The following is a 19,724-nucleotide window of genomic DNA, read 5'->3' as shown; positions in this document are numbered from 1 at the left end:
GAGGAGACTACTCACCTTTCGTGCCGCTCCACGAGAGGATGAGAGCCGGGTGAAGGGCAGGGGGCGGAGAGGGTCATCACCCGAATGACGGGTCGGGGGAAATCTCTCGTCGGCAGGCATCCACGGCGCGGCCCGCGGCATAGTCTCGCCGCCATGGCCCCAGGGACGCACGCACCTCAGAGAATGATCATTCGCAACGCCCGCGTCTTCGACGGCGTGAACGCGAAGACACAGGACAACGTCGATGTCCTGATCGAAGGTCCCTTCGTCGTGGCCGTATCCTCGGCTCCCGTCGCTGGCGACGCCTCCGACGGCGTCATCGAGATCGACGCGAAAGGGCGCTTCCTGATGCCGGGCCTGAGCGATGCCCACGTGCACCTCATGGGTAACGCCAACAGCATGATGGAGTTCCTCCAGGGGCCGACAGGCGCGCTGTACGGGAACACGATCGCCGAGGCGAAGCGGATGCTGCTGCGCGGGTTCACGACGGTGCGGGATATGGGTGGTGACACCGCTCCGGTGAAGTCGCTCATCGATCGCGGTGTATTCGAGGGGCCGCGCATCTTCCCCAGCCAGGCGATGATCTCGCAGACATCGGGACACGCTGACTTCTCGTTCGTCTACGACGTTCCGGAGGAGTTCGGCGGTGCGCCGAGCCGGACCGAGGACATCCACTTCACCCGCGTCGCCGACGGAGTACCGCGCGTGTTGGCGGCTGTCCGGGAGCAGCTCAAGATGGGGGCGAGCCAGATCAAACTCACCCTCGGCGGTGGCGCTGCGTCGATGTACGACCCGCTGAACACTCTGCAGTACACGCCGGATGAGATCCGAGCCGCCGTGCAGGCAGCGACCGACTACGGCACCTACGTCGCCACCCACGTCTACACGCCCGCCGGAATCACGCGCGCTCTCGATGCCGGCGTCACATCGATCGAACACGGACACCTCGCGGACGAGGCGACGATCGCGCTGATCGCCGAGAAGGGCGCCTGGCTCTCGATGCAGCCCTTCGCCGAGGACGACCACCACTACCCCGACCCGGTGCGTGCCGCCAAGAACACCGAGATCTGCCACGGCACCGATGAGGTCTACGGCTGGGCGAAGCAATACGGCGTGAAGACCGCATGGGGGACCGATCTGCTGCTCGAGCCGCAGTCGGCGGCCCGCCAGAGCGTCATGGCCGCGCGCCTCGGTGACTTCTACAGCAATGTGGACGCCCTCACGATGCTCACCTCCAGCAACGCGTCGCTGTTCGAGCTCGCGGGGGAGCGCAACAGTTACCGAGGTGCGAAGCTCGGCGTCATCGCGGAAGGATCCTGGGCGGACCTGATCCTGGTCAACGGAGACCCGATCGAAGACCTCTCGCTCATCGCCGACCCTGACACGAACTTCGCGCTCATCGTCAAGGGCGGCCAGGTCATCAAGAACGAGGCCTGAGGCCATGTCGGCTCCGATCGGCAATCTCAGGGCGAATCGAAGGGGAAGAGCGATGACAGCTCCGACGGATCAGGGTGAGACCGATGAGGGTCTCGGCACACGCAGTGGGCACAGCGAGACGTTCGGCGAGGTGCTGATCACCGCGACCGGCATCGGTGTCGACGCCTCTTGGGGGCACATCTACGGACCTGTCGATCTCACGGTCCGAGCCGGCGGCGTCACGGTGCTCGTCGGCGCAGGAGGCCGCGGCCGTCAGGCGCTCCTGCTGACGTTGAGCGGGCGGATGAAGCCGACCACCGGACGACTCGAAGCCTTCGGACGCATCGACAAGCCGCATCATCTCTTCGGTCAGGCGGCGATCGCCAACGTCGACGAGGTCGACGGCATCCCGCAGACGATCCGCGTGCACGACATCGTGACCGAACAGGTGCGGTGGGCCGCCAAGTGGTACCAGTGGGTGCCGCAGTCGACCGACGAGGATCTCGAACGCATCTGCCGCCCGGTATTCGGTGACTATTCGCTGCCGACGATGGACGCGATGGTCGAGGAGCTGCCGGAGTTCACGGCAGCCCTCTTCCGCATCGCCGTGGCCAACATCCGAAAGCCCCCGCTACTGGTCGTCGGTGGCGTCGACACCCTCGCCAGCGTCGAGGGCTCCCGGCGTCTCCGTGAGCGCCTCATCGCTCTCGGAGCCGAGCAGACCGTCATCATGGCCGACGTCAACGGCGTCGAGAAGCAGGACGGCATCACCGATGTGATCGAGGTCCACAACCTCACCGACCACGAATTCGCGGTCCTGGAACGAGAGGTCACCGGCCGATGATCGCCGCATTCTCACCCGGTAGCGATTTCAAGCGCTACTACCGCGGGCGCATGCCGCGTCTCGCCGTCGCCGTCATCATCCTGATGCCACTCCTGTACGGCGCGCTGTACCTCTGGGCGTTCTGGAACCCGTTCGGCAACGTGAACCACCTGCCCGTCGCCATCGTCAACCTTGACGAGGGGGCCGACGCGATGGGCGAGCCGCTCGATGCGGGTACCCAGGTCGTGAAGGGGATCGTCGATTCCGGACAGCTCGAGACGCACGTCGTAGATGAGGCCGAGGGCACCGCAGGTCTCGAGCACGGACGATATGCGTTCACGATCACGATCCCTGCGGACTTCAGCGAGGCGATCGCATCGGCGGCGACGGGGGACCCCCGCCAGGCCGACCTGATCTTCACCTACAACGACGCCAACAACTACCTGTCGACGGTGATCGGTCAGGATGCTGCCGCTGAGGTCATCAACGACGTCACCGCGCAGGTGGGGGAGCAGGTCTTCCTCGCCGTCGCGACCGGGATCAAGGGGGAGCTGCCCACGATCCGTCAGGCCGCAGCGGGTATCGAGACGCTCAACTCGGGGGTCGACGAACTCAGCGCAGGGGCCGATCAACTCGCCACGGGGCTGGTGACAGCCAAGTCGGGCGCGGGGACGCTCTCCGCAGCCCTCGACGAACTCGTGGCCAACGTGGACGGTGCCGTCGGGCAGGTCGAGCGAGCCGTCAACGCCAACGGTCTCACGACGGGCGAACTGCAGCAGTTCGCCTCGTCCATTCGCACCAGCACCGACAGCCTCGACGGCGCTCTGGCGGGTATCGCCGAGGCGAACGCGCGGGCGCGGGCAGATCTGCAGGCGGTGATCGACGACGTGCGTGCCTCCGGCGACGATGAGCTGGCTGAGCGGCTGGAGGGCGTGCAGCGATCGATCGAGCAGAGCGGTGTCGGGCAGGAGGTGTCGATCGCGTTCGACCGTCTCCGCAGCGACGTCGACACCCTCGCCGGCGAGTTCGACAACCCGAGCAGTCGCGTGAATGTGATCCTGCGGGCCGTGGAGTCCGGCGGCATCAACAACACCCTGAACCAGGTCACGGGGAAGGCCGACGAACTGCGATCGGGCGCGGACCAGCTCGCGAGCGGCCTGGTCCAGCTCAGCGACGGTGCGAACGAGATCTCCGCGAACATGCCTGCGCTCGTGGCCGGCACCGCGGAACTGGCCAGCGGCGTCGAATCGGGAATGAAGCTGATCCCCAACTGGAACAGCGATCAGCAGTCCAGCTTCATCAAGACGCTGGCCGATCCCGTCGTGATGAAGCAGGTCACGAACAACGAGGCGAAGACCTTCGCCTACGGATTCGCACCGTTCTTCTTCGGGCTCGCGCTGTTCGTCGGCGGCATCATCGCGTGGATGCTCTTCACACCGCTGCAGGCGCGTCCGCTGGCGCAGGGGCTCGGATCCTTCCGAACCGTGCTCGCCTCCTATGCACCCACGCTGGCGGTCGGCTTCCTGCAGGCGACGATCCTGTACCTGGTCGTGCGGTTCGGACTGGGAATGGAGTACGCCAACCCCTGGGGCACGTTCGGGTTCATGCTGCTCATGGTCGCGATGTTCATGGCCATGATCCAGATGTTCAACGCCGTCCTCGGGCCGGCTGTGGGCCGCGTGCTCACGCTCGCCTTCCTCATGGTGCAGCTCACCTCCGCCGGAGGTGTGTACCCGGTCGCGGTGACGACCCTGCCGTTCCAGTACATCCATTGGATCGATCCGATGACGGCCACCGTCACCGGGCTGAGGTTCATGATCCTGGGAGGCGCGGACTACCGGCTGTGGGTTGCGATCGGCACGATCGCCCTTCTCACGGTGGTGTTCCTCGCGATCTCGACGTTGGCCGCCCGGCGCAACAGGCAGTACAACATGGACCGCCTCTACCCACCGGTCGAGGTATAGGAGGAGAGTCACCCTTACGACAAGTCCCGGCACCTCATCCCACTCCACCCGTCCGATCTCTTCGTAGGAGCGAATAGTGACCACCAACACGCACAAAGCCCGTCAGTCGACGAACATCGACTCGACCATCAGCATCAATCCCGTCTTCGTCCGACCGGGCGAGGCCACCGAGTTCGACAAGTTCACGCTGCCGAAGGGCCCCAGCCTGCCGGAGACGGCGTACCAGATCGTGCACGACGAGTCCATTCTCGACGGCAACTCGCGACTCAATCTCGCGACGTTCGTCGGCACCTGGATGGACGACGAGGCCAAGAAGCTGTACCTCGAAGCGGCCGACAAGAACATGATCGATAAGGACGAGTACCCGGCGACCGCGGCGATCGAGGATCGCTGCTGGCGGATTCTCGCCGACCTGTGGAACGTCCCGGACAAGAGCGACACGATCGGCACCTCGACGATCGGCTCGTCGGAGGCGTGCATGCTCGGTGGGCTCGCTCTCAAACGTCTGTGGCAGGAGAAGCGCACCGCTGAGGGCAAGTCGACGGACAAGCCGAACCTGATCATGTCGGCGGCGGTCCAGGTCGTGTGGGAGAAGTTCTGCAACTACTGGGACGTCGAGCCGCGCTACGTGCCGGTGAGCCCGGATCACATCATCCTCGACGGCTACAACCTCGAGGACTACGTCGACGAGAACACGATCGGCGTGGTGTCGATCCTCGGACAGACGTTCACCGGACTGTACGACGACACCATCGCGATCTCCGAGAAGCTCGATGAGATCCAGGCGAAGACCGGCCTCGACGTGAAGATCCACGTCGACGGGGCATCCGGCGCGATGGTCGCACCGTTCTGCCAGCCGGACCTGGTGTGGGACTTCCAGCTGGACCGGGTGAACTCCATCTCCACGTCGGGCCACAAGTACGGCCTCGTCTACCCCGGTGTCGGGTGGGTGGTCTGGCGCAACACCGCCGTGCTGCCCGAGAGCATGATCTTCCACGTGAGCTACCTCGGCGGGGACATGCCCACGCTCGCGCTGAACTTCTCTCGCCCCGGCGCGCAGGTGCTGCTGCAGTACTACCAGTTCCTCCGTCTCGGATTCGAGGGCTATCGCGAGGTGCAGCAGAACTCGATCGACGTCGCCACCTACCTCTCGAGTGAGATCGCGAAGATCGGCCCGTTCGACCTGATCAGCAAGGGCGACACGATCCCCGTTTTCGCCTGGGTGCTCAAGGACGGACACACCGACAAGTGGACTCTGTACGACCTCGCCGATCGTCTGCGAATGAAGGGATGGCTCGTCCCCGCCTACCCGATGGCCGACGACATGTCGGATGTCGTCCTGCAGCGCATCGTCGTGAAGGTCGGACTCAGCCGTGACCTCGCATCGGCTCTGCTTGCGGACATCCGGGGCGAGGTGGCGTTCCTCGAGGCGCTGACGACCCCGCTTCCCGATACCGCGAGCAGCGGATCGCACTTCCACCACTGATCCGCCCGATCGGGGAGGGCGCCATCGCGCGCCCTCCCCGATCGCGCCTTCGAGTCATACCGAGATGAGAGGAGAGCGACGATGACCGTTGCCGCCACCAGCATCGATCCTCCCCGCAGGCTCTTCGTGCCCAGCGTCACGAAGCAGTGCTGGGGGTTCATGATCGGCTCGGCATTCTTCGCCGCCGGCTCCGCACCCGGCCTGAGCGAGGCATTGGGCTCGAGCGGGTCCAATCTGCTCTTCTTCATCGGCGCCTGGTTCTTCACCGGCGCCGGACTGATCCAACTGTTCCTCAGCGGTGCCGTGGCCGTCAGGGTGGCCTACGCACCGGGACGGATGGTCCGGGCGGAGTGGCTCGCCGCTGCCACACAGTCGTTCGGGACGATCCTGTTCAACGTGAGCACGACCGGTGCACTGCACGCGCGGAGCATCGCTGCACAGGAGAAGCTCGTTTGGAATCCCGACGCCGGAGGGTCCGTCGCCTTCCTCCTCAGCGGCATCCTCGCATTCGTGGCCTACGCCCATGCCCGAAGACTCTGGGACCTGGGGCGCCGCGCCTGGTGGTCGGTCTTCATCAACATGGTCGGATGCATCGCGTTCGGTGCCTCGGCCGTGGGCGCGTTCATCCTGCCCAGCGGAGATGCGTTCAACAGCGGTCTCGCGAACTACGGCACCTTCGTCGGGGCGCTCTGCTTCCTGCTGGCCTCTCTCATCGTTCTTCCGTTCTGGGATCGAGCGCGCCGTCATCCGGGTCGGGCGGGCTCCGACCAGGACGACGAGCCCGCCCTCCGATGACGCACACGCAGCGGCCAGTGGCGACGGAGGAGAGGATGGCGATGGGCAGCACGACATCGATCGACGCGAGATCGAATGAAGGGGTGACCGGCACCCGTCGTCGCGTCCGACGCGCGCTCGATGACGAGTCCTTCGCCCTCACCTTCGGCGCGTTCGCCTTCGCGGGAAGCGCCATCGTCGCGATCTTCGTGTTCTGGGGCCGCGAGCTCCCGATCGATGGCCGACACTCTCTCGGCGAGTTCGCGGCGATCGCCGGCGCCGTGGCCGCCGCTGCCGGTTTCGCGACATCCCGTCTGCGTCCGCATCGCGACAGGCCGACCGACATGCGCGCCGCCGACGGCACCAGGTACTGGTGGTTCGACCTCGTCGCGTTGTCGGCCGCCTACGCTGCCATCGCTCTTCTCGGGTGGATCGGCGTGGCGACCATCCTCGATCACAGCTTCGTCGGGGCGACGGTGTTCGCGTCGCCGGCGGTCGTGCTCGCGGCGGCATCCACGGCGCTCAGCGCATATCTCGCCTTCGTGAGCGGGGCGAACCTCACGCCCCGCCATCTGTCCCTCGTCCTCGCGGTGTTCCTCGTGGTCGGCATGGTGACGGCAATGCTGAGTGCGACGGATCCGCAGTGGTGGCAGATGAACCTGTCGGCGCTCGGCATCACCCACGACATCTCGGCGCTGACGTTCAACGTCACCCTGATCGTGTCGGGCGTCATCGTCACGACGATCGCACGGTTCGGGACCGCGACTCTGCCCTCGGCGACGGATGCGGATCGACGGCGGCGAGGTACCGTCCGTGGGCTCTTCGTGCTGATCGGCGCGCTGCTCGCCTGTGTCGGGCTCTTTCCCGTCGACCGTTTCTTCCTCGTGCACAACACGGTCGCCACCGGCATGTGCGTCGCGTTCGCGGTGCTCGTGGTCGGGCTCCCCTGGCTCATCCCGACCATGCCGAAGGTCTTCGTCGCGCTGGGCTTCGTCTACGTGGGGGTGATCGTGATCCTCGCGGTGCTCTTCTCCGCCGGCATCTACAACCTGACGGCCGTCGAGCTCGTCTCGGCTCTGCTCATCTTCAGCTGGATCATCCTGTTCCTGCGTAATGCGCACCCGGCGGTGCGCGCATGATCGCCGTCCTCGCCGATCTGCTGACACTGGGCGTCGCCGTCGCGATCAGCCCGTTGTCGATCGTCGCCGTCATCCTGATGGCGACGTCGGGCAAGGGCCGCACGAACGGCACGGCCTTCATCCTGGGGTGTTATGCGTGGGGCATCCTCTTCGTCGGCGTCCTCGTGCTGATCGGTCGAGCGGCGGGGGCAGAGGACCCGGACTCCGGGCCGCACATCACGATCGACGTCATCGAGATCGTCCTCGGTGCGGGGCTGCTCGTGCTCGCGCTGCTGCAGTGGCGCGGCCGTTCTTCGCACGAGACTCCCAAATGGATGGCCAGTCTCGACGGGCTGACCGCGTGGAAGGCGTTCTTCGTCGGCGTCCTGATATCGGGACCGCTGTCGCCCAAGGATCTGCCGCTGCTCGCCGCCGCGGGCGGCCGCATCTCTCAGGCCGTGCTGCCGGTGGAACAGGTCGTGGCCGTGGTGCTGATCTTCGGCATCTTCGGCATCTCGGCTGTGGCGATTCCGTGGATCATCAGCGTCGTCTCACCGAGCAAGGTCGAGGTGCGCCTCTCCGGCATGCGCAACTGGCTCGTCACCAATCACGCCGTCATCATGGCGGTGCTCTTCGTGATCCTCGGTTTCAAGCTCATCGGCGCCGGCGTCGCCGACCTGGCAGGGTGAGCCGTGGATTCCCCTCGTGAGGATTCTGGATGCCGGTAGAGGTCCTCGTCTTCGTCATCATCGCGGTGTTCGTGATCGTGTTCGCGAGCTCGCTGTCGCAGCGGACGGGCATCGCGGGGCCGCTGATCCTCGTCGCCGTCGGTGTGGGCGTCAGTCTGATTCCCGGGGTGGCGGCAGTGTCCGTGGCTCCGGAACTGATCCTGGTCGGTGTGCTGCCCCCACTGCTGTTCTCGGCCGCCGTCTCCGCCCCGGCGATCGAGTTCCGTCGCGACCTCGCGGCGATCGGCGGCCTGTCCGTGCTCCTCGTGATCGTGAGTGCCGTGGTGCTCGGGCTGTTCTTCTTCTGGGCGATACCCGGTCTCGGCTTCCCCCTGGCGGTGGCGCTCGGTGCGATCCTGAGCCCGACGGATGCCGTCGCGACCTCGATCGTGCGCCGGCTCGGAGTGCCGCGACGCGTGGTGACCGTGCTCGAGGGGGAATCCCTGCTCAACGACGCGACCGCACTCGTGCTTCTGCGCACGGCGATCGTCGCCGCGGCGTCCGGGTTCTCGTTCCTCACCACTCTCGGATCGTTCGCCTGGGCGGTGCTCTCCGCCATCGTCGTCGGCGCGGTCGCCGGGTGGCTGGCGCTGCGCCTGCGGGCATGGACCACGAGCGCGACGGCGAACACCGCTCTGGGCCTGACGATCCCGTACATCGCCTATCTGCCGACGGAAGCACTCGGCGGTTCCGGCCTCGTCGCGGCGGTCGTGGCGGGCGTGGTCTGCGGGCAGGGGTCCGTGCGATGGCTCACACCCGAACAGCGCATCTCCGACAAGATCACGTGGCGCACGATCGCGTTCCTCCTCGAGGGTGCCGTCTTCCTTCTCATGGGACTCGAGTTGTGGGGGATCGTCGAGAGCAATCTCGAAGCAGAAGAAGGGCTGCTCGCCGGCATCACCATTGCTGCGGTGGCGCTCGTGATCCTGATCGCGGTCCGTGCCGCGTACGTCTTCCCCATGATGCATGTGCACGCCGCGAGGGTGACGAGATCGATGCGCCGTCGCCTCTCCGCAGACGGGGGTGGCTCCAGAAGGCGCACTGCGGGACGGATGCGCGCCGACATCGAGTACTTCGACGCGTCGCCGCTGACCTGGAAGCACAATGCGATGATCGTGTGGGCCGGCATGCGTGGTGCGGTCACTCTCGCGGCGGCGCAGACGCTGCCCCCAGACGTGCCGTCGCGCGACCTGCTGGTCTTCATCGCGTTTCTCGTCGCGGCGGGCAGCCTGCTGCTGCAGGGGATGACCCTTCCTGTGCTGGCACGCCTCCTCGGACTCCGGGCGGCAGGGGCGAGCGGCCCGCCGCGCGACGAGATCCGCAGCATCGACGAACAGTTGCGTGACGCCGCGCAAGCCGCGATCGACGGTGGCACTCTGCAGCGTCGCGGGCGCACGCCGTTCTCCGCTGCGATCTCTTCGCTCCCGACGGCGGGATTCGTCGCGCCGCTCGATCCCCGTGGCGGTGCAGACTCCCCGGAGGTGCTCGAGTTCCAGCTCGCCCTGATCGCGGTCATGCGGGAGCGCCTGCATGAACTCGGCCGGTCCGGACGCCACAGCACGACCGCCCTCCGATATGTGCTCGATGAGCTCGATGCCTTCGAGATCAGTGTGAAGCTCCACCTCGAAAGCGAGAGATGACCATGGAACTCGACTCGGCACCGCTGATCGGCATCGCTCTGGCGGTCGGATCTGCCGCTGCGCTCGCGGTCGGCAATCTGCTGCAGGCGCGAGGTGTGCGTGCCATGGAGGCCGCAGCGGAGCGCGGAGTCGACGGTTCGAAGGCCATGAACCTCCTTCGCAACCACTTCTGGCTGCTCGGCACTCTCCTCCTCGGAGTCACCGTGCTTCTGCAGATGGGCAGTCTCACATTCGCGCCCTTGATGGTCGTGCAACCGGTGGGCGTCGTCGCACTGGTGTTCACCGCCCTGTTGACGGCAGTGTTCGCCAAGAGAGCGCCCTCCCGTCAGGTGGTGCGAGCCATCGCCATCTGTGTGCTCGGGGTGGCCGGGTTCGTGACCGTCGCGGCGATGGTGAGCACGCAGCACGCGATCACCGATGTGCAGCTCATCGCGGTGCTGGTCGTGCTGACCGTGCTGCTGGTCACCACGGCGGTGGTCGGGATCGTGGGGCGGCGCCGGCGCACGCCTCCGGTCGTCTGGGTGCTTCTCGGCGGCATCTACTCGGCCTTCGTGGCGACCCTCGGCAAGACCGTCATCCTCCGTGTGCAGTCCGCCTTCCATTCGGGCGGTCTGAAGTGGGATGTCGCCAACCTTCTGACCATCGCCTGCATTCTGGGCATCGGAGTCGCCGGGGGGCTCTCGATCTACTTCGTGCAGAAGGCCCACGCTTTCAACCGCCCGGAGGTCGTCGTCGCGGGGCTCACCGTCGTGGATCCCGCGGTCGCCGTCGTGCTGGGGATCGCGATCCTGGGCGAGGCGAGCGGCGCGCCGATGTGGGCGTTCCTGGCGTTGGCGGCGGCGGGAGTGGTGGCGATGAGCGGGGTGTTCGCCCTGTCGCGGGCGGAGGCTCGCACGGAATGAGCGGTGCGGGTCGGGTCCTCATCGGCCCGGATGCCGGACAGCCTGGGTGGTCGCCCGGGTGTCACCGGGGTGAACACCCGGGTGATGTCCGACGGTGATCTGCGCCCCGAGCCCGCCAATATATTAGGAAGGAGTCAGCGAGGAACCGAGGGGGTTGGTTTCTCGTCTTACAGGACCGGCGCTTCCCCAGAGCGTCGGCAGAGCAGGGGGTAACGATGCTTCGAGCGACCGCTTTTAACGACAAGTGCACGACTGTCCTTCGGCGGGAGCTCCTCCGTCCCGTCGTGGTGCGAACACCTCGAACCTCTCCGGAAAGAGCCTGGGTGGGGCCCGCATGAACCTCACCGACACGGACCGCGCCCGCGATGAGCTCGCGAAGGCAGTGCGTGCCGGACATCCAGAAACCATCGCCCGCACCGTCGTCTCCAACGTCTGGCCTCTCTACACGACGCATCCCGACGCATTGACGGCAGCCGTCGTCGAGCTGCCGAGCAGTCTGCTCGACCGGCATCCCATTCTTCGAGTGATCCATCCGATGACGGCCGTGCTCGCCCGCAGGGCTCGGGCCTATCAGCCGGTCCCGCACGCCCAGGATGCGCGCCTGATGAGCGCCGATGAGCTCGACTTCCTCACTCTTGCCCAAATGCTCTCGTTCCGCGTCAACGGCGACGTCACGGCCGCCATGGTCTACGCGCGGCGGCTCGAGGATCGCCTTCTCGAGACGGCAGCCGAGGGTCGGGAACGCATCGACGGGCCCCTGTGGTTCCTCCATCATCAGATCGGGACCACGATGCTCGCCGCCGGCGACTCGGGGCGGGCGCTGTTGGAGTTCGCGACGGCTCGTCAGCTGGGCAAGTTCTCCGGGCAGGAGTACGCCGAACGTATGGCTCTCGCCCGAACCGCACTCGCACACGCGATCCGCGGCACTCTGAGCGAGGCGGAACGCGCGCTCGCCGAGGCCGAAGAGATGCCGGAGGTGACCGCCCTCCATGCGAGCGCGACGATGTCGTCCGAGCTCATCGCCAGGGCGCTCATCGCCGTGGACCGCCGGTCGGGTGACGTCGACGAGTTGCTGTCGGGAGCGTGCCCGGTCGACAGCATCGAACTCAACTGGCCGTTCGCTCTGCTGGCCCGTTGCCGCGCCTATCTCTCGCGGCATCGGCCGGAGGATGCGCTCGAGGCGATCCGACTGGCTTCGGACGGACATCCGACTCAGCGGGGCTCGTTCGCCGCCGACGTCGTCGCCTCCTCGACCATCGAGGCGCTCATCGCCACGGGTGACTCCGCGTATGCCTGGACGGTCGTCAAGGAAAACCCCAAGGTCGGCGTGCTCACCCTGCTGGCGACCGCCCATCTCGCGCTCCACGACGGTCGGCTGGACACGGCGGCACACGAGCTTCGCGCGCTGGCATCGGATCAGACGCTCGGACCCGCGCAGCGCGCCGAAGCCGTGCTTCTCTCGGGATGGCTCGAGCTCGCGCGAACGGGCGAGATCGATGCGGAGACCGCACGCCAGATCTCGAGGATCTCCCAGCGCGCCGACCGCCGTCGCCTGCTGGAGGTCATGCCGCGACAGCTCGTGGATCGCATCAAGGAAGTGCTGGATGCGGAAGCCGCCGAGCAGTGGGTCGTGGTGACGGAAGGCATCGTGTTCCGTGACCTCCAAGCGCGACCGTCCCTGACCTCGGGCGAACTCCGCATCCTCAACGCGCTGCCGGCGCAGCGTTCGACGGCGAACATGGCATCGAGCTTCCACGTGTCGCCGAACACCGTGAAGTCGCAGTTGCGCTCGATCTATCGCAAGCTGGGGTGTTCGACTCGAGAAGAGGCGATCCGCATCGCGACGCGCATGCGTCTGCTCGCTGCCTCCATGAGCGACTGATCCCGTTCGCCGCATCGACCACGGACGGTCGCGCTGGCCACCTGCAGCCAGCGCGACCGTCCGTGATCAACGCGGAACGCGACCGAACGTGATCGCTCGCACGATGTTCACCACGCCGAGGACGATGAGCGAGATACCCATCAGCATCCACAGCACCATGGCGCCCCACAGCGGTGCGAACAGCAGCACCACTCCGGCCACGATCGAGAAGATCGCGAAGACGATCGACCAGACCCTGGAGCCAGTTTGGGAGAGGGTGCTCAGCGCGACGACACCCTCGACGATCCACAGGATGCCGACGAGCACGCCGAGGAAGGCTCCCAGCCAGACCGCCGTCTGACCGAGGCTCGTGAACGCGATCACCCCGGCGACGATGAAGATCAGGCCGAGCAGCACGTGGCCGACGCGCGCCCATCCGCCCTTCGTCCTGCTCAGCCCGCCGATGGCCGCGTAGATGACACCCGCGACGATCGCGTAGGCGGCGACGAGAGCGGTGACGGCCATCGCGGTCTTGCCCGGCCAGACGAGGATCACCACTCCGACGATGAGGGCGAGCGATCCCCCCACGCCGATGGCGATGCGGATGCCGTCGAAGGCGGTCTTCGTGGACGTGGGTGCAGCGTGCATAGGCGTTTCCTCGAGAGTCGATCGGGCGGTGTCGGGCGTTATGCGGCGTGGGGCTTCTTCTCACCGACCAGGCTCTGAACGGCCTTCGTGATCGCGGCGAACTCGTCCTGCTTGCGCGCCACGAACTCGAGTGCTTCGGTCCCGGTGGCCAGCACCTGCTGGCCGAGCTCTCCGACATCCGCGAAATGGTGGCTGGCGTTGCCGACCAGGCCGCCCTCCAACGCCAGTCGCCCCACCAGGTCGAGCTTGAGGACTTTGGTGCCCTCCGTGAAGCTCATGTCGGCGAAATCGAGCCACACGATGTTCGGTCGGGTCGTCGACTCGAATGCGTAGCGCATGTTGGTGAGGTCGAGCACGACCTGCCAGATGGTCTGCGACGCGTCGGGCTTGCCCTCCTCCGGCGTGCGGAACGGCTGTGCGGCGTTGCGGATGATGCTGAACATCGCCGAGATCGCCTCGATCTGCGTCTTCGGCTGTTTCTGGTGAGCCACATAGAAGGAGGCGCGCGCGAAGCGATCGCTGGCCAAGGTCGATCCGGGGAGCGGCTTGTCACCGCCGAGACCTTCGACCTCCTTCACGAGCTCGAGCTGCTTGTCGAACGTCGGGGAGTTGGTCATCACCTGGTACTCGCGGCTGTGGTAGACCTTCGGCTTACCGTCGGTGTACTCGATGATCGCCGAGTCGCCGCTCGCGTCGTTTATCGCCAGGTGCAGCGTGGGAACGAGGTGCCCCGTCGGGTCGAAGAGCTGAGCGATCTGCACCTGCGACTCGTTCGTCCACGCGACGGCTTCGGCGACCGTGGCGAAGTTGTCGAGATAGTACTGCAGCCACACCGCCTGGCTCAGCTGAGTCGCATCCGCTTCGGGTTTGCCGTAGTCGGATTCGGCAAGCCACAGGATGTGACCCGCGAACCCCTTCTCGTTCATGCCGTCGCACGCGATGAGGTCGAACGCCGTCGCGATGATGCTTCCGTACTTGGCCTTCCAGGTGAGTGTGCCATGGACGCCGTCGGAGCGCTCGATGCCACGGGGGAGCTTCCAGAGGTTGGAGAGCAGGTCCATATGGAAGTCCATGTTTCGGCCAACGATGACTGCACCATTGGCATCGGGCCAGACAACTCGTGTGCACATGAGCGCCGCACGTCCTCTCGTCGATGATTCGCCCGCGGCCGGAGGGGTCACGGGCTCTCTGGTGATTATTGGTCGCGCGCGCCCGTGCGAGCGTGGCGACGACGCGAAATCACCCGTAACGCTCACCCGGGTGCCACCCGCACCTTCACCCGCTTCCGACCCGCCTCGTGCTGACTCGCTCCGCAGTGGTTGCCCGTGAGGAAACTACGTGTTAGTTTCTTTACAGGAAACGAACTCTCGGAGGGAATCATGGACAGCAACGAAGCGGCGGCCCGCCTCGCGGCCGTGAAGCAGACGAAGAGCGTGTCAGTGCGGAACGGGGCATGGATCGCCTCCCTCGTGGCGTCGGCGGGAGCACTGGCGATCGGGCTGATGCTCGACATGGATATGGTCTACCTCTCGGCGTTCATCGTGCTGGGGATCGTCGGTCTCTTCTCGATGCTGTCGATCCGGCTGCGGTTGACCTGGTCCGACCGTCGCGGCGCATGGCTGGTCTGGGGTGGTGCCCTGCTGGCGCTCGCCGCATTCGCCGCCGCACAGTTCCCGGTCCGGGCGGCGGGATGGATCCTCCCCAACACCATCGGAGCGCTGGCTGCCGTCGTCGTGATCCTCCTCGTCTGCCGACCGGGTCTGCAGCGCCTCGCGAGCGTTCCGGCCGCGGCGGCATCCGGGAAGCGAGATGAGTGAGGCGCAGGGAGAGGACGCGGTGGCGCCGCGGCTCGATCCGCTGTTGCATGAGCCGGTGCGATTGAGCGTTCTTTCCGCACTGGCCCCCGCGGACTACATCGAGTTCTCGACGCTGCTCCGCCTGGTCGGCGTGAGCAAGTCGGCGCTGTCGAAGCATGTATCGGCTCTGACGGATGCGGGAGTGGTCGTCGTGACGAACAGCCCCACCGATCAGCGGGCCCGTCGCATCGCCCTGACCGAGGCGGGGCGGGAGTCCTTCGACGCCTATCTCCGCCGGCTCGAGGAGATCGTCCGCTCGGCACGAGGGCAGGGGCGCTGATCCCGATGACGGAGAACACCACCGCCGACGCGCGGGTGCGCACCACAGTGACCCGGAAACTGGTGCGCAACCCGCTCCTCTGGGGCGCGGTGCTGCTGCTCGCCGCCGTCGGCTTCACGCTCGCCGGCGACGATCTGAGCTTCTTCCCCTTCCTGCTCATGCTGATCGGCGGCTGGTGCTTCGGCTTCGCGTTCGTGAATGCGACGTTCGACATGGTGCCCGCCCGCAACGGCGCGATCCTCCACGTGATCGTGGCCGTTGTTCTGGGCGTGCTCGTCGCCTCGGTGATCGAGTTCGGGGGAGACCTGCTCGACCCGTTCCCGAACGCTGTTCGCGGTGTCGCCGTGGTGCTGCAGATGGCGGCGATCCCCGCGGTCGGGTGGATCTGGCTCGGGCTGCTCAGTCGCGTCACCGATCTGCTCGCGCGCCGCGATGCGAAGAAGCGGCCGCTGCCCGTGACCCCGGAGTGGGAACGCGAGGAGAGCGGCGACGGTTCGGTCGTGCGGTTCCCCGGCATCGAGCTGCGGATGCGCAGTCTCACCCAGGCGATCGTGGCGAGCGTCCTGGTCTTCGGGCTCCTCGGCGTCGTCGCGCTGATCGCGCTCGATGACATCGTGATGCGGATGGGGCCGCGGATCGCCATCCTCCTCCTCGGGATCGTGGTCGGACTGCCCGTGTACCTGGCGTTCACGGCGATCCTGCGCCGCCGCACGCAGCAGTGCGCGGTCGCCTTCGGCAACGACGAACTCCGCGTGCGCGTGGGTGAGGCCCACCACACCATCCCGTTCCGCGAACTCGAGCTCCTGCGCTGGCGGACCCGGAGCGACTACGCACGCTTCGAAGTGCGCGGCGGGTCGGGCGTCGACCTCTCCGTGGTCACCGGGATCGCGAAGCCGCCCCGAGGGTTCTCCGCCGAGCTTCCGCCACTGCCGAAGCGGGTGTATCGACGCCTCGAGCTCGCTGGTCTGACGCTCGAGAAATCGCGCCGGGATGAGGTCATCACCTTCCGTCGGTGATCCGACCCGCGATACGTCGGTGCCTCGTGGGACCATCCGTGCATGGAATCCCTCAGGCTCCGACTCTGGTCCGAGAACGACCTCGAACTGCTGCATGCCGCCAATACCCCGGAGATGACGGCCCATCTGAACGGTCCCGAGACCGAAGAGCAGGTCGTCGAACGTCAGGCCCGCTACCTGCGGCTCGTGGCATCCGGCGAGGCGAGGATGTTCGTGATCGAAGATGCCGCGGGGGCCTCACTCGGTTCGATCGGCTACTGGCGCATGGACTGGCGGGACGAACCCGCCCTCGAGACCGGCTGGTTCGTCCGCCCCGAGGCGCAGGGGCGCGGCGTCGCATCGAAAGCCCTCGCCCTGCTCATCGACGATGCCCGCGCACATCGAGGTGACAGGCGCTTCCTGACGGCATTCCCCGGCGTCGACAACCCCGCGTCGAACGGCGTCTGTCGTCGGAACGGATTCGCGCTGGTCGGCACGAAGACGGAGGAGTTCCGAGGCGCCGACCTCTCCGAGAACGAGTGGGTGCTCGACCTCAGCTCGCCGGGTACTCCTGCGCCTTGAGCAGCCGGGCGAGGTGCGCGGCGTTCCGCGCCGCCGTCCCGATCGAGGAGGCGACCTTCTCGGGGGTCTCGTCGAGGTCCTTGTAATCGGTGGTGTGCATCGCCTCCCCGTTCCAGTAGACCGAGCCCTGGGCCGGGATGGTGAAACCGACGTCGTTCAGCGACTGGAAGAGGATCGCCGCGATGTGGTGGGCTCCGTCCTCGTTGCCGACGATGCCCGCGATCGCGACCTTGTCGAAGAGGGTGGGCCGTCCTCGCGCGTCTGTCTCGCCGAGCTCGGCGTCGAGGCGTTCGAGCACGCGCTGCGCGACGCTGGAGTGCTGTCCCATCCACGTGGGAGTGGCGAACACGAGGATGTCGGCGTCGAGGATGCGTCGGCGCACGCTCGGCCACTCGTCGCCGTCACCCATGTCCTTCTGCACTCCGGGGCTGATCGACAGGTCGACGGCGCGCACGAGGCTTCCCGTGACGCCGTGCCCGGCGAGTGCATCGAGCAGCTGCGTCGCGAGGAGGTCGGAACTGGAGGAGGCGGGCGACGGCTTCAGCGTGCACGAGACGGCGACCGCGGTCAGTGGTGTCTTCATGATCACAGCAGAGCAGGCGAGCACACGCGTGCACAGGGGGTTTCCGCGTCGGGGCTATCCTGGTAGATGGTACCGACGACAGGAGATCCCGTGATCCTCAGCTTCCTCTTCTTCATGATCCTCTTCATCGGAGGCATCCTGCTGATGGGCATCTCGTTCGGGCTGCCGGCCCTCAACGCGCTCGCCTTCTGCGGCGGCCTCCTGCTCGTCACGCTGGCCATGGCATTCATCTTCCGCCAGCGGGGCTCGGCCACGCGTCGGGCGAACAACTGGTCGGGCAACGCCACCGAGTGATCCGTCGCGGACGGCAACGCCGTCCGCTCAGCGTCGTTTAGCGAGCCGCGCCTCGAGGTTGGCCCTTACCGCGGGCCACTCCGGTTCGATGATCGAGTACTCCACACTGTCGCGCAGCGCGCCGTTGCGGTAGCGGCTCATGGCCCGCATCACGCCGTCCTGCTTGGCTCCGAGCCGCTCGATCGCCGTGCGGGACTGGAAATTGACCCACTGTGTGGTCAGGCCGACGCGGAACACCCCGAGCGTCTCGAAGGCGTGCCGGAGCAGCAGCAGCTTGGACTCCGCGTTCGTGCCCGTGCCGTGAGCGGACGGACGGTTCCAGGTATAACCGATGTGCAGCCGCGGGACATCCGCGACGATGTCGTAGTACGAGGTGAGCCCGAGAACGCGTCCGTCGGCACCGAAAGCGGTGAACGGCACCATCTCGCCCTTCTCGATGAGCGAGAGGCGTCGGTCGACCTCCGCGGCCACGCCGTCCGGCGCCGGAACCGAGGTGTACCAGGCCGTCTTCCACAGGTCGCCCTCCTGCACCGCATCGATGAGACCGTCGACGTGCGAGCGTTCGAGCGGACGGAGTTCGACGAGTTCGCCGGTGAGGGTGACGGGGGCGGGAGCGACGAGGAAAGCCATGACGGTATTCAACCAGCGACCGGGACGGCACCCTGACGCAGGAGCTGCTGGAAGGCGGTGACCAGCTCGATCGTGACCCCCAGCTCGAAGGCCAGACTGGCCAGGTGCGGCCCGCGGAGCTCTTCTGCCTCGGCATAGGCACGTGGGGTGATCAGCCGACAGGCCGCCCACTCGTCGGCCTGGCGCTCCTGCTGCGCACGGATGACGGGCACGCGCGCGGGAGTGTGCCCGAACTGCGCGTGCCCGAGCTCATGGGCGAGCACGCTGCGTGTGGTGCGCGCGCTCATGCCGGGACTGAGTCGGATCGTGCGGGTCAGGGGATCGAAGCCGCCGCGCGTGCGGCCGGGTCGCTCGACGATGCGCAGTCGCTGTTCCTCGGCGAGGTGGAGAAGGTCGTCCATCGCTCTCCTCCTCACCGTGCCGGGGCGGCAGTGTGTGCGCCGCTAGTCGTAGAGGTCGTCCGTATCCGAGTCGTGCGACGTGCGGGATTCGAAGGCGACCTCGCGGGTATCTTCTCGCGGACCGGCGACATCGGGGGTGGGGCGGATCGGGGTGATGCGCGCGGTCGTCTCCCCGTCTGCTCTGAGGCGTTCCTCTGCGCGAGCGAAGAGCACGTGGGGCTCGAGGTCGAGAGCGGCGCAGACCGAGTAGACGACCGGGACCGGTATGGCGCGCTTGCCGGTGACGTAGTTGTCCAGGGCGCTGCGCGCGATGCCGATGGTCCGCGCCATCGCCGCGATGCTGCTCCTGGAGGCGGCGATCTCGCCGCGGATCTGGCGCCCCACGGCGTTGTTGAATTCCTCGGCCGGTGTCTTCACCCGGCTCACGATAGCAGCGCGCCGACTCCAGAATGCTGCCATTATGGTGCAATCGACAGGTCTGCGTGTCCGTGCGGGGTACTAGCGTAGGCGTATGGGGACAGAACTGCGTCAGATGTTGGCATCGACCGTGAACGGCGCGCGAATTCACGCGGGGCTGTCATTCTCTCGACTGGCCGACCTCTCGAGCATCGCTCCGGACGCGCTCGCGGAGCTGCTGGAGGGTCAGGCCGACTTCACGGTGGTCGACCTCGCCGCCATCGCCGCTGCGCTCGACATCCCGATCACGAGACTCCTCCCGGCGTCGACCACCGACGACGGCTGAC

The 19,724-nt window shown here is 66.8% G+C and carries 22 protein-coding genes; 16 read left to right on the top strand and 6 right to left on the bottom strand.

From position 1 onward, the window contains the following. The first annotated feature begins 183 nt into the window (after positions 1-183). From BQ2383_RS06275 to BQ2383_RS06230, 10 genes are all read left to right on the top strand, one after another. Positions 184-1,437: a metal-dependent hydrolase family protein gene (locus BQ2383_RS06275; RefSeq protein ID WP_091031217.1), complete on the top strand. Its 1,254-nt coding sequence runs from the start codon at positions 184-186 to the stop codon at positions 1,435-1,437. Between the two features lie 52 nt (positions 1,438-1,489). Continuing rightward, on the top strand, positions 1,490-2,260 hold the full coding sequence (locus BQ2383_RS06270; RefSeq protein WP_205829366.1) for a hypothetical protein: 771 nt from the start codon (positions 1,490-1,492) through the stop codon (positions 2,258-2,260). Next, positions 2,257-4,203 (top strand): YhgE/Pip domain-containing protein, encoded by a 1,947-nt coding sequence (locus BQ2383_RS06265; protein ID WP_091031215.1) that lies wholly within the window; start codon positions 2,257-2,259, stop codon positions 4,201-4,203. The genes BQ2383_RS06270 and BQ2383_RS06265 overlap by 4 nt, the downstream gene beginning before the upstream one ends. A gap of 76 nt (positions 4,204-4,279) precedes the next feature. Further along, positions 4,280-5,689, top strand: a complete 1,410-nt coding sequence (locus tag BQ2383_RS06260) for a glutamate decarboxylase (protein ID WP_208617628.1) — start codon at positions 4,280-4,282, stop codon at positions 5,687-5,689. A gap of 81 nt (positions 5,690-5,770) precedes the next feature. Then, positions 5,771-6,484 (top strand): hypothetical protein, encoded by a 714-nt coding sequence (locus tag BQ2383_RS06255; RefSeq protein ID WP_091031211.1) that lies wholly within the window; start codon positions 5,771-5,773, stop codon positions 6,482-6,484. Between the two features lie 83 nt (positions 6,485-6,567). Then, positions 6,568-7,602, top strand: coding sequence for a hypothetical protein (locus BQ2383_RS06250; RefSeq protein ID WP_167381548.1), 1,035 nt, complete (start codon positions 6,568-6,570; stop codon positions 7,600-7,602). Further along, positions 7,599-8,270, top strand: a complete 672-nt coding sequence (locus BQ2383_RS06245; RefSeq protein WP_091031208.1) for a GAP family protein — start codon at positions 7,599-7,601, stop codon at positions 8,268-8,270. The genes BQ2383_RS06250 and BQ2383_RS06245 overlap by 4 nt, the downstream gene beginning before the upstream one ends. Before the next feature lie 29 nt (positions 8,271-8,299). Beyond that, a complete protein-coding gene (locus BQ2383_RS06240; RefSeq protein ID WP_091031205.1) occupies positions 8,300-9,949 on the top strand; it encodes a cation:proton antiporter in 1,650 nt (549 codons plus the stop codon). Next, positions 9,946-10,851, top strand: coding sequence for a DMT family transporter (locus BQ2383_RS06235; RefSeq protein WP_140403307.1), 906 nt, complete (start codon positions 9,946-9,948; stop codon positions 10,849-10,851). The genes BQ2383_RS06240 and BQ2383_RS06235 overlap by 4 nt, the downstream gene beginning before the upstream one ends. 334 nt (positions 10,852-11,185) lie before the next feature. Then, positions 11,186-12,733: a helix-turn-helix transcriptional regulator gene (locus tag BQ2383_RS06230; RefSeq protein ID WP_091031201.1), complete on the top strand. Its 1,548-nt coding sequence runs from the start codon at positions 11,186-11,188 to the stop codon at positions 12,731-12,733. Between the two features lie 66 nt (positions 12,734-12,799). Here BQ2383_RS06230 and BQ2383_RS06225 read toward each other — a convergent pair whose 3' ends face one another. Both BQ2383_RS06225 and BQ2383_RS06220 read right to left on the bottom strand, forming a co-directional pair. Continuing rightward, entirely contained in the window at positions 12,800-13,360 is a 561-nt protein-coding gene (locus BQ2383_RS06225) for an HdeD family acid-resistance protein (protein ID WP_091031199.1), read from the bottom strand. Positions 13,361-13,398: 38 nt separating this feature from the next. After that, complete coding sequence (locus BQ2383_RS06220) at positions 13,399-14,490, bottom strand: linear amide C-N hydrolase (RefSeq protein WP_091031197.1); 1,092 nt, start codon at positions 14,488-14,490, stop codon at positions 13,399-13,401. A gap of 249 nt (positions 14,491-14,739) precedes the next feature. Between BQ2383_RS06220 and BQ2383_RS06215 the strand changes: the two genes are divergently transcribed. Genes BQ2383_RS06215 through BQ2383_RS06200 form a run of 4 tightly spaced genes read left to right on the top strand, consistent with a single transcriptional unit; the run spans position 14,740 to position 17,073 of the window. Beyond that, positions 14,740-15,177, top strand: a complete 438-nt coding sequence (locus BQ2383_RS06215) for a hypothetical protein (protein ID WP_091031195.1) — start codon at positions 14,740-14,742, stop codon at positions 15,175-15,177. Beyond that, the gene (locus tag BQ2383_RS06210; protein WP_091031193.1) at positions 15,170-15,496 is read left to right on the top strand and encodes a transcriptional regulator; all 327 of its coding nucleotides are present in this window, start codon (positions 15,170-15,172) and stop codon (positions 15,494-15,496) included. The genes BQ2383_RS06215 and BQ2383_RS06210 overlap by 8 nt, the downstream gene beginning before the upstream one ends. A gap of 5 nt (positions 15,497-15,501) precedes the next feature. Next, on the top strand, positions 15,502-16,512 hold the full coding sequence (locus BQ2383_RS06205; RefSeq protein WP_091031191.1) for a hypothetical protein: 1,011 nt from the start codon (positions 15,502-15,504) through the stop codon (positions 16,510-16,512). Between the two features lie 42 nt (positions 16,513-16,554). After that, positions 16,555-17,073: a GNAT family N-acetyltransferase gene (locus BQ2383_RS06200; RefSeq protein WP_091031188.1), complete on the top strand. Its 519-nt coding sequence runs from the start codon at positions 16,555-16,557 to the stop codon at positions 17,071-17,073. Here BQ2383_RS06200 and BQ2383_RS06195 read toward each other — a convergent pair. After that, positions 17,045-17,656, bottom strand: coding sequence for a flavodoxin family protein (locus BQ2383_RS06195; RefSeq protein ID WP_091031323.1), 612 nt, complete (start codon positions 17,654-17,656; stop codon positions 17,045-17,047). The two genes, BQ2383_RS06200 and BQ2383_RS06195, sit on opposite strands and share 29 nt — an antisense overlap. Before the next feature lie 90 nt (positions 17,657-17,746). Between BQ2383_RS06195 and BQ2383_RS06190 the strand changes: the two genes are divergently transcribed. Beyond that, a complete protein-coding gene (locus BQ2383_RS06190; RefSeq protein WP_091031186.1) occupies positions 17,747-17,950 on the top strand; it encodes a hypothetical protein in 204 nt (67 codons plus the stop codon). 27 nt (positions 17,951-17,977) lie between these two features. On the opposite strand, the gene BQ2383_RS06185 is transcribed toward BQ2383_RS06190, so the two are convergent. From BQ2383_RS06185 to BQ2383_RS06175, 3 genes are read right to left on the bottom strand one after another with little or no spacing between them, the layout of a single operon-like run. Beyond that, positions 17,978-18,580, bottom strand: coding sequence for a GNAT family N-acetyltransferase (locus BQ2383_RS06185; protein ID WP_091031184.1), 603 nt, complete (start codon positions 18,578-18,580; stop codon positions 17,978-17,980). An 8-nt stretch (positions 18,581-18,588) separates the two neighbouring features. Further along, on the bottom strand, positions 18,589-18,981 hold the full coding sequence (locus BQ2383_RS06180) for an ImmA/IrrE family metallo-endopeptidase (protein ID WP_091031182.1): 393 nt from the start codon (positions 18,979-18,981) through the stop codon (positions 18,589-18,591). Between the two features lie 42 nt (positions 18,982-19,023). Then, positions 19,024-19,398 carry a helix-turn-helix domain-containing protein gene (locus BQ2383_RS06175; RefSeq protein ID WP_244175917.1) on the bottom strand — a complete coding sequence of 125 codons (375 nt, stop codon included), beginning with the start codon at positions 19,396-19,398 and terminating at the stop codon, positions 19,024-19,026. A gap of 94 nt (positions 19,399-19,492) precedes the next feature. Between BQ2383_RS06175 and BQ2383_RS06170 the strand changes: the two genes are divergently transcribed. Beyond that, entirely contained in the window at positions 19,493-19,723 is a 231-nt protein-coding gene (locus BQ2383_RS06170; RefSeq protein WP_237682571.1) for an XRE family transcriptional regulator, read from the top strand. Position 19,724 lies beyond the last annotated feature (1 nt).

Source organism: Microbacterium oxydans (genome assembly GCF_900095745.1).
Lineage (GTDB): Bacteria > Actinomycetota > Actinomycetes > Actinomycetales > Microbacteriaceae > Microbacterium > Microbacterium oxydans_B.
The sequence above is the reverse complement of the archived record's forward strand: the minus strand, read 5'-3'. Positions and strand labels throughout refer to the sequence as shown.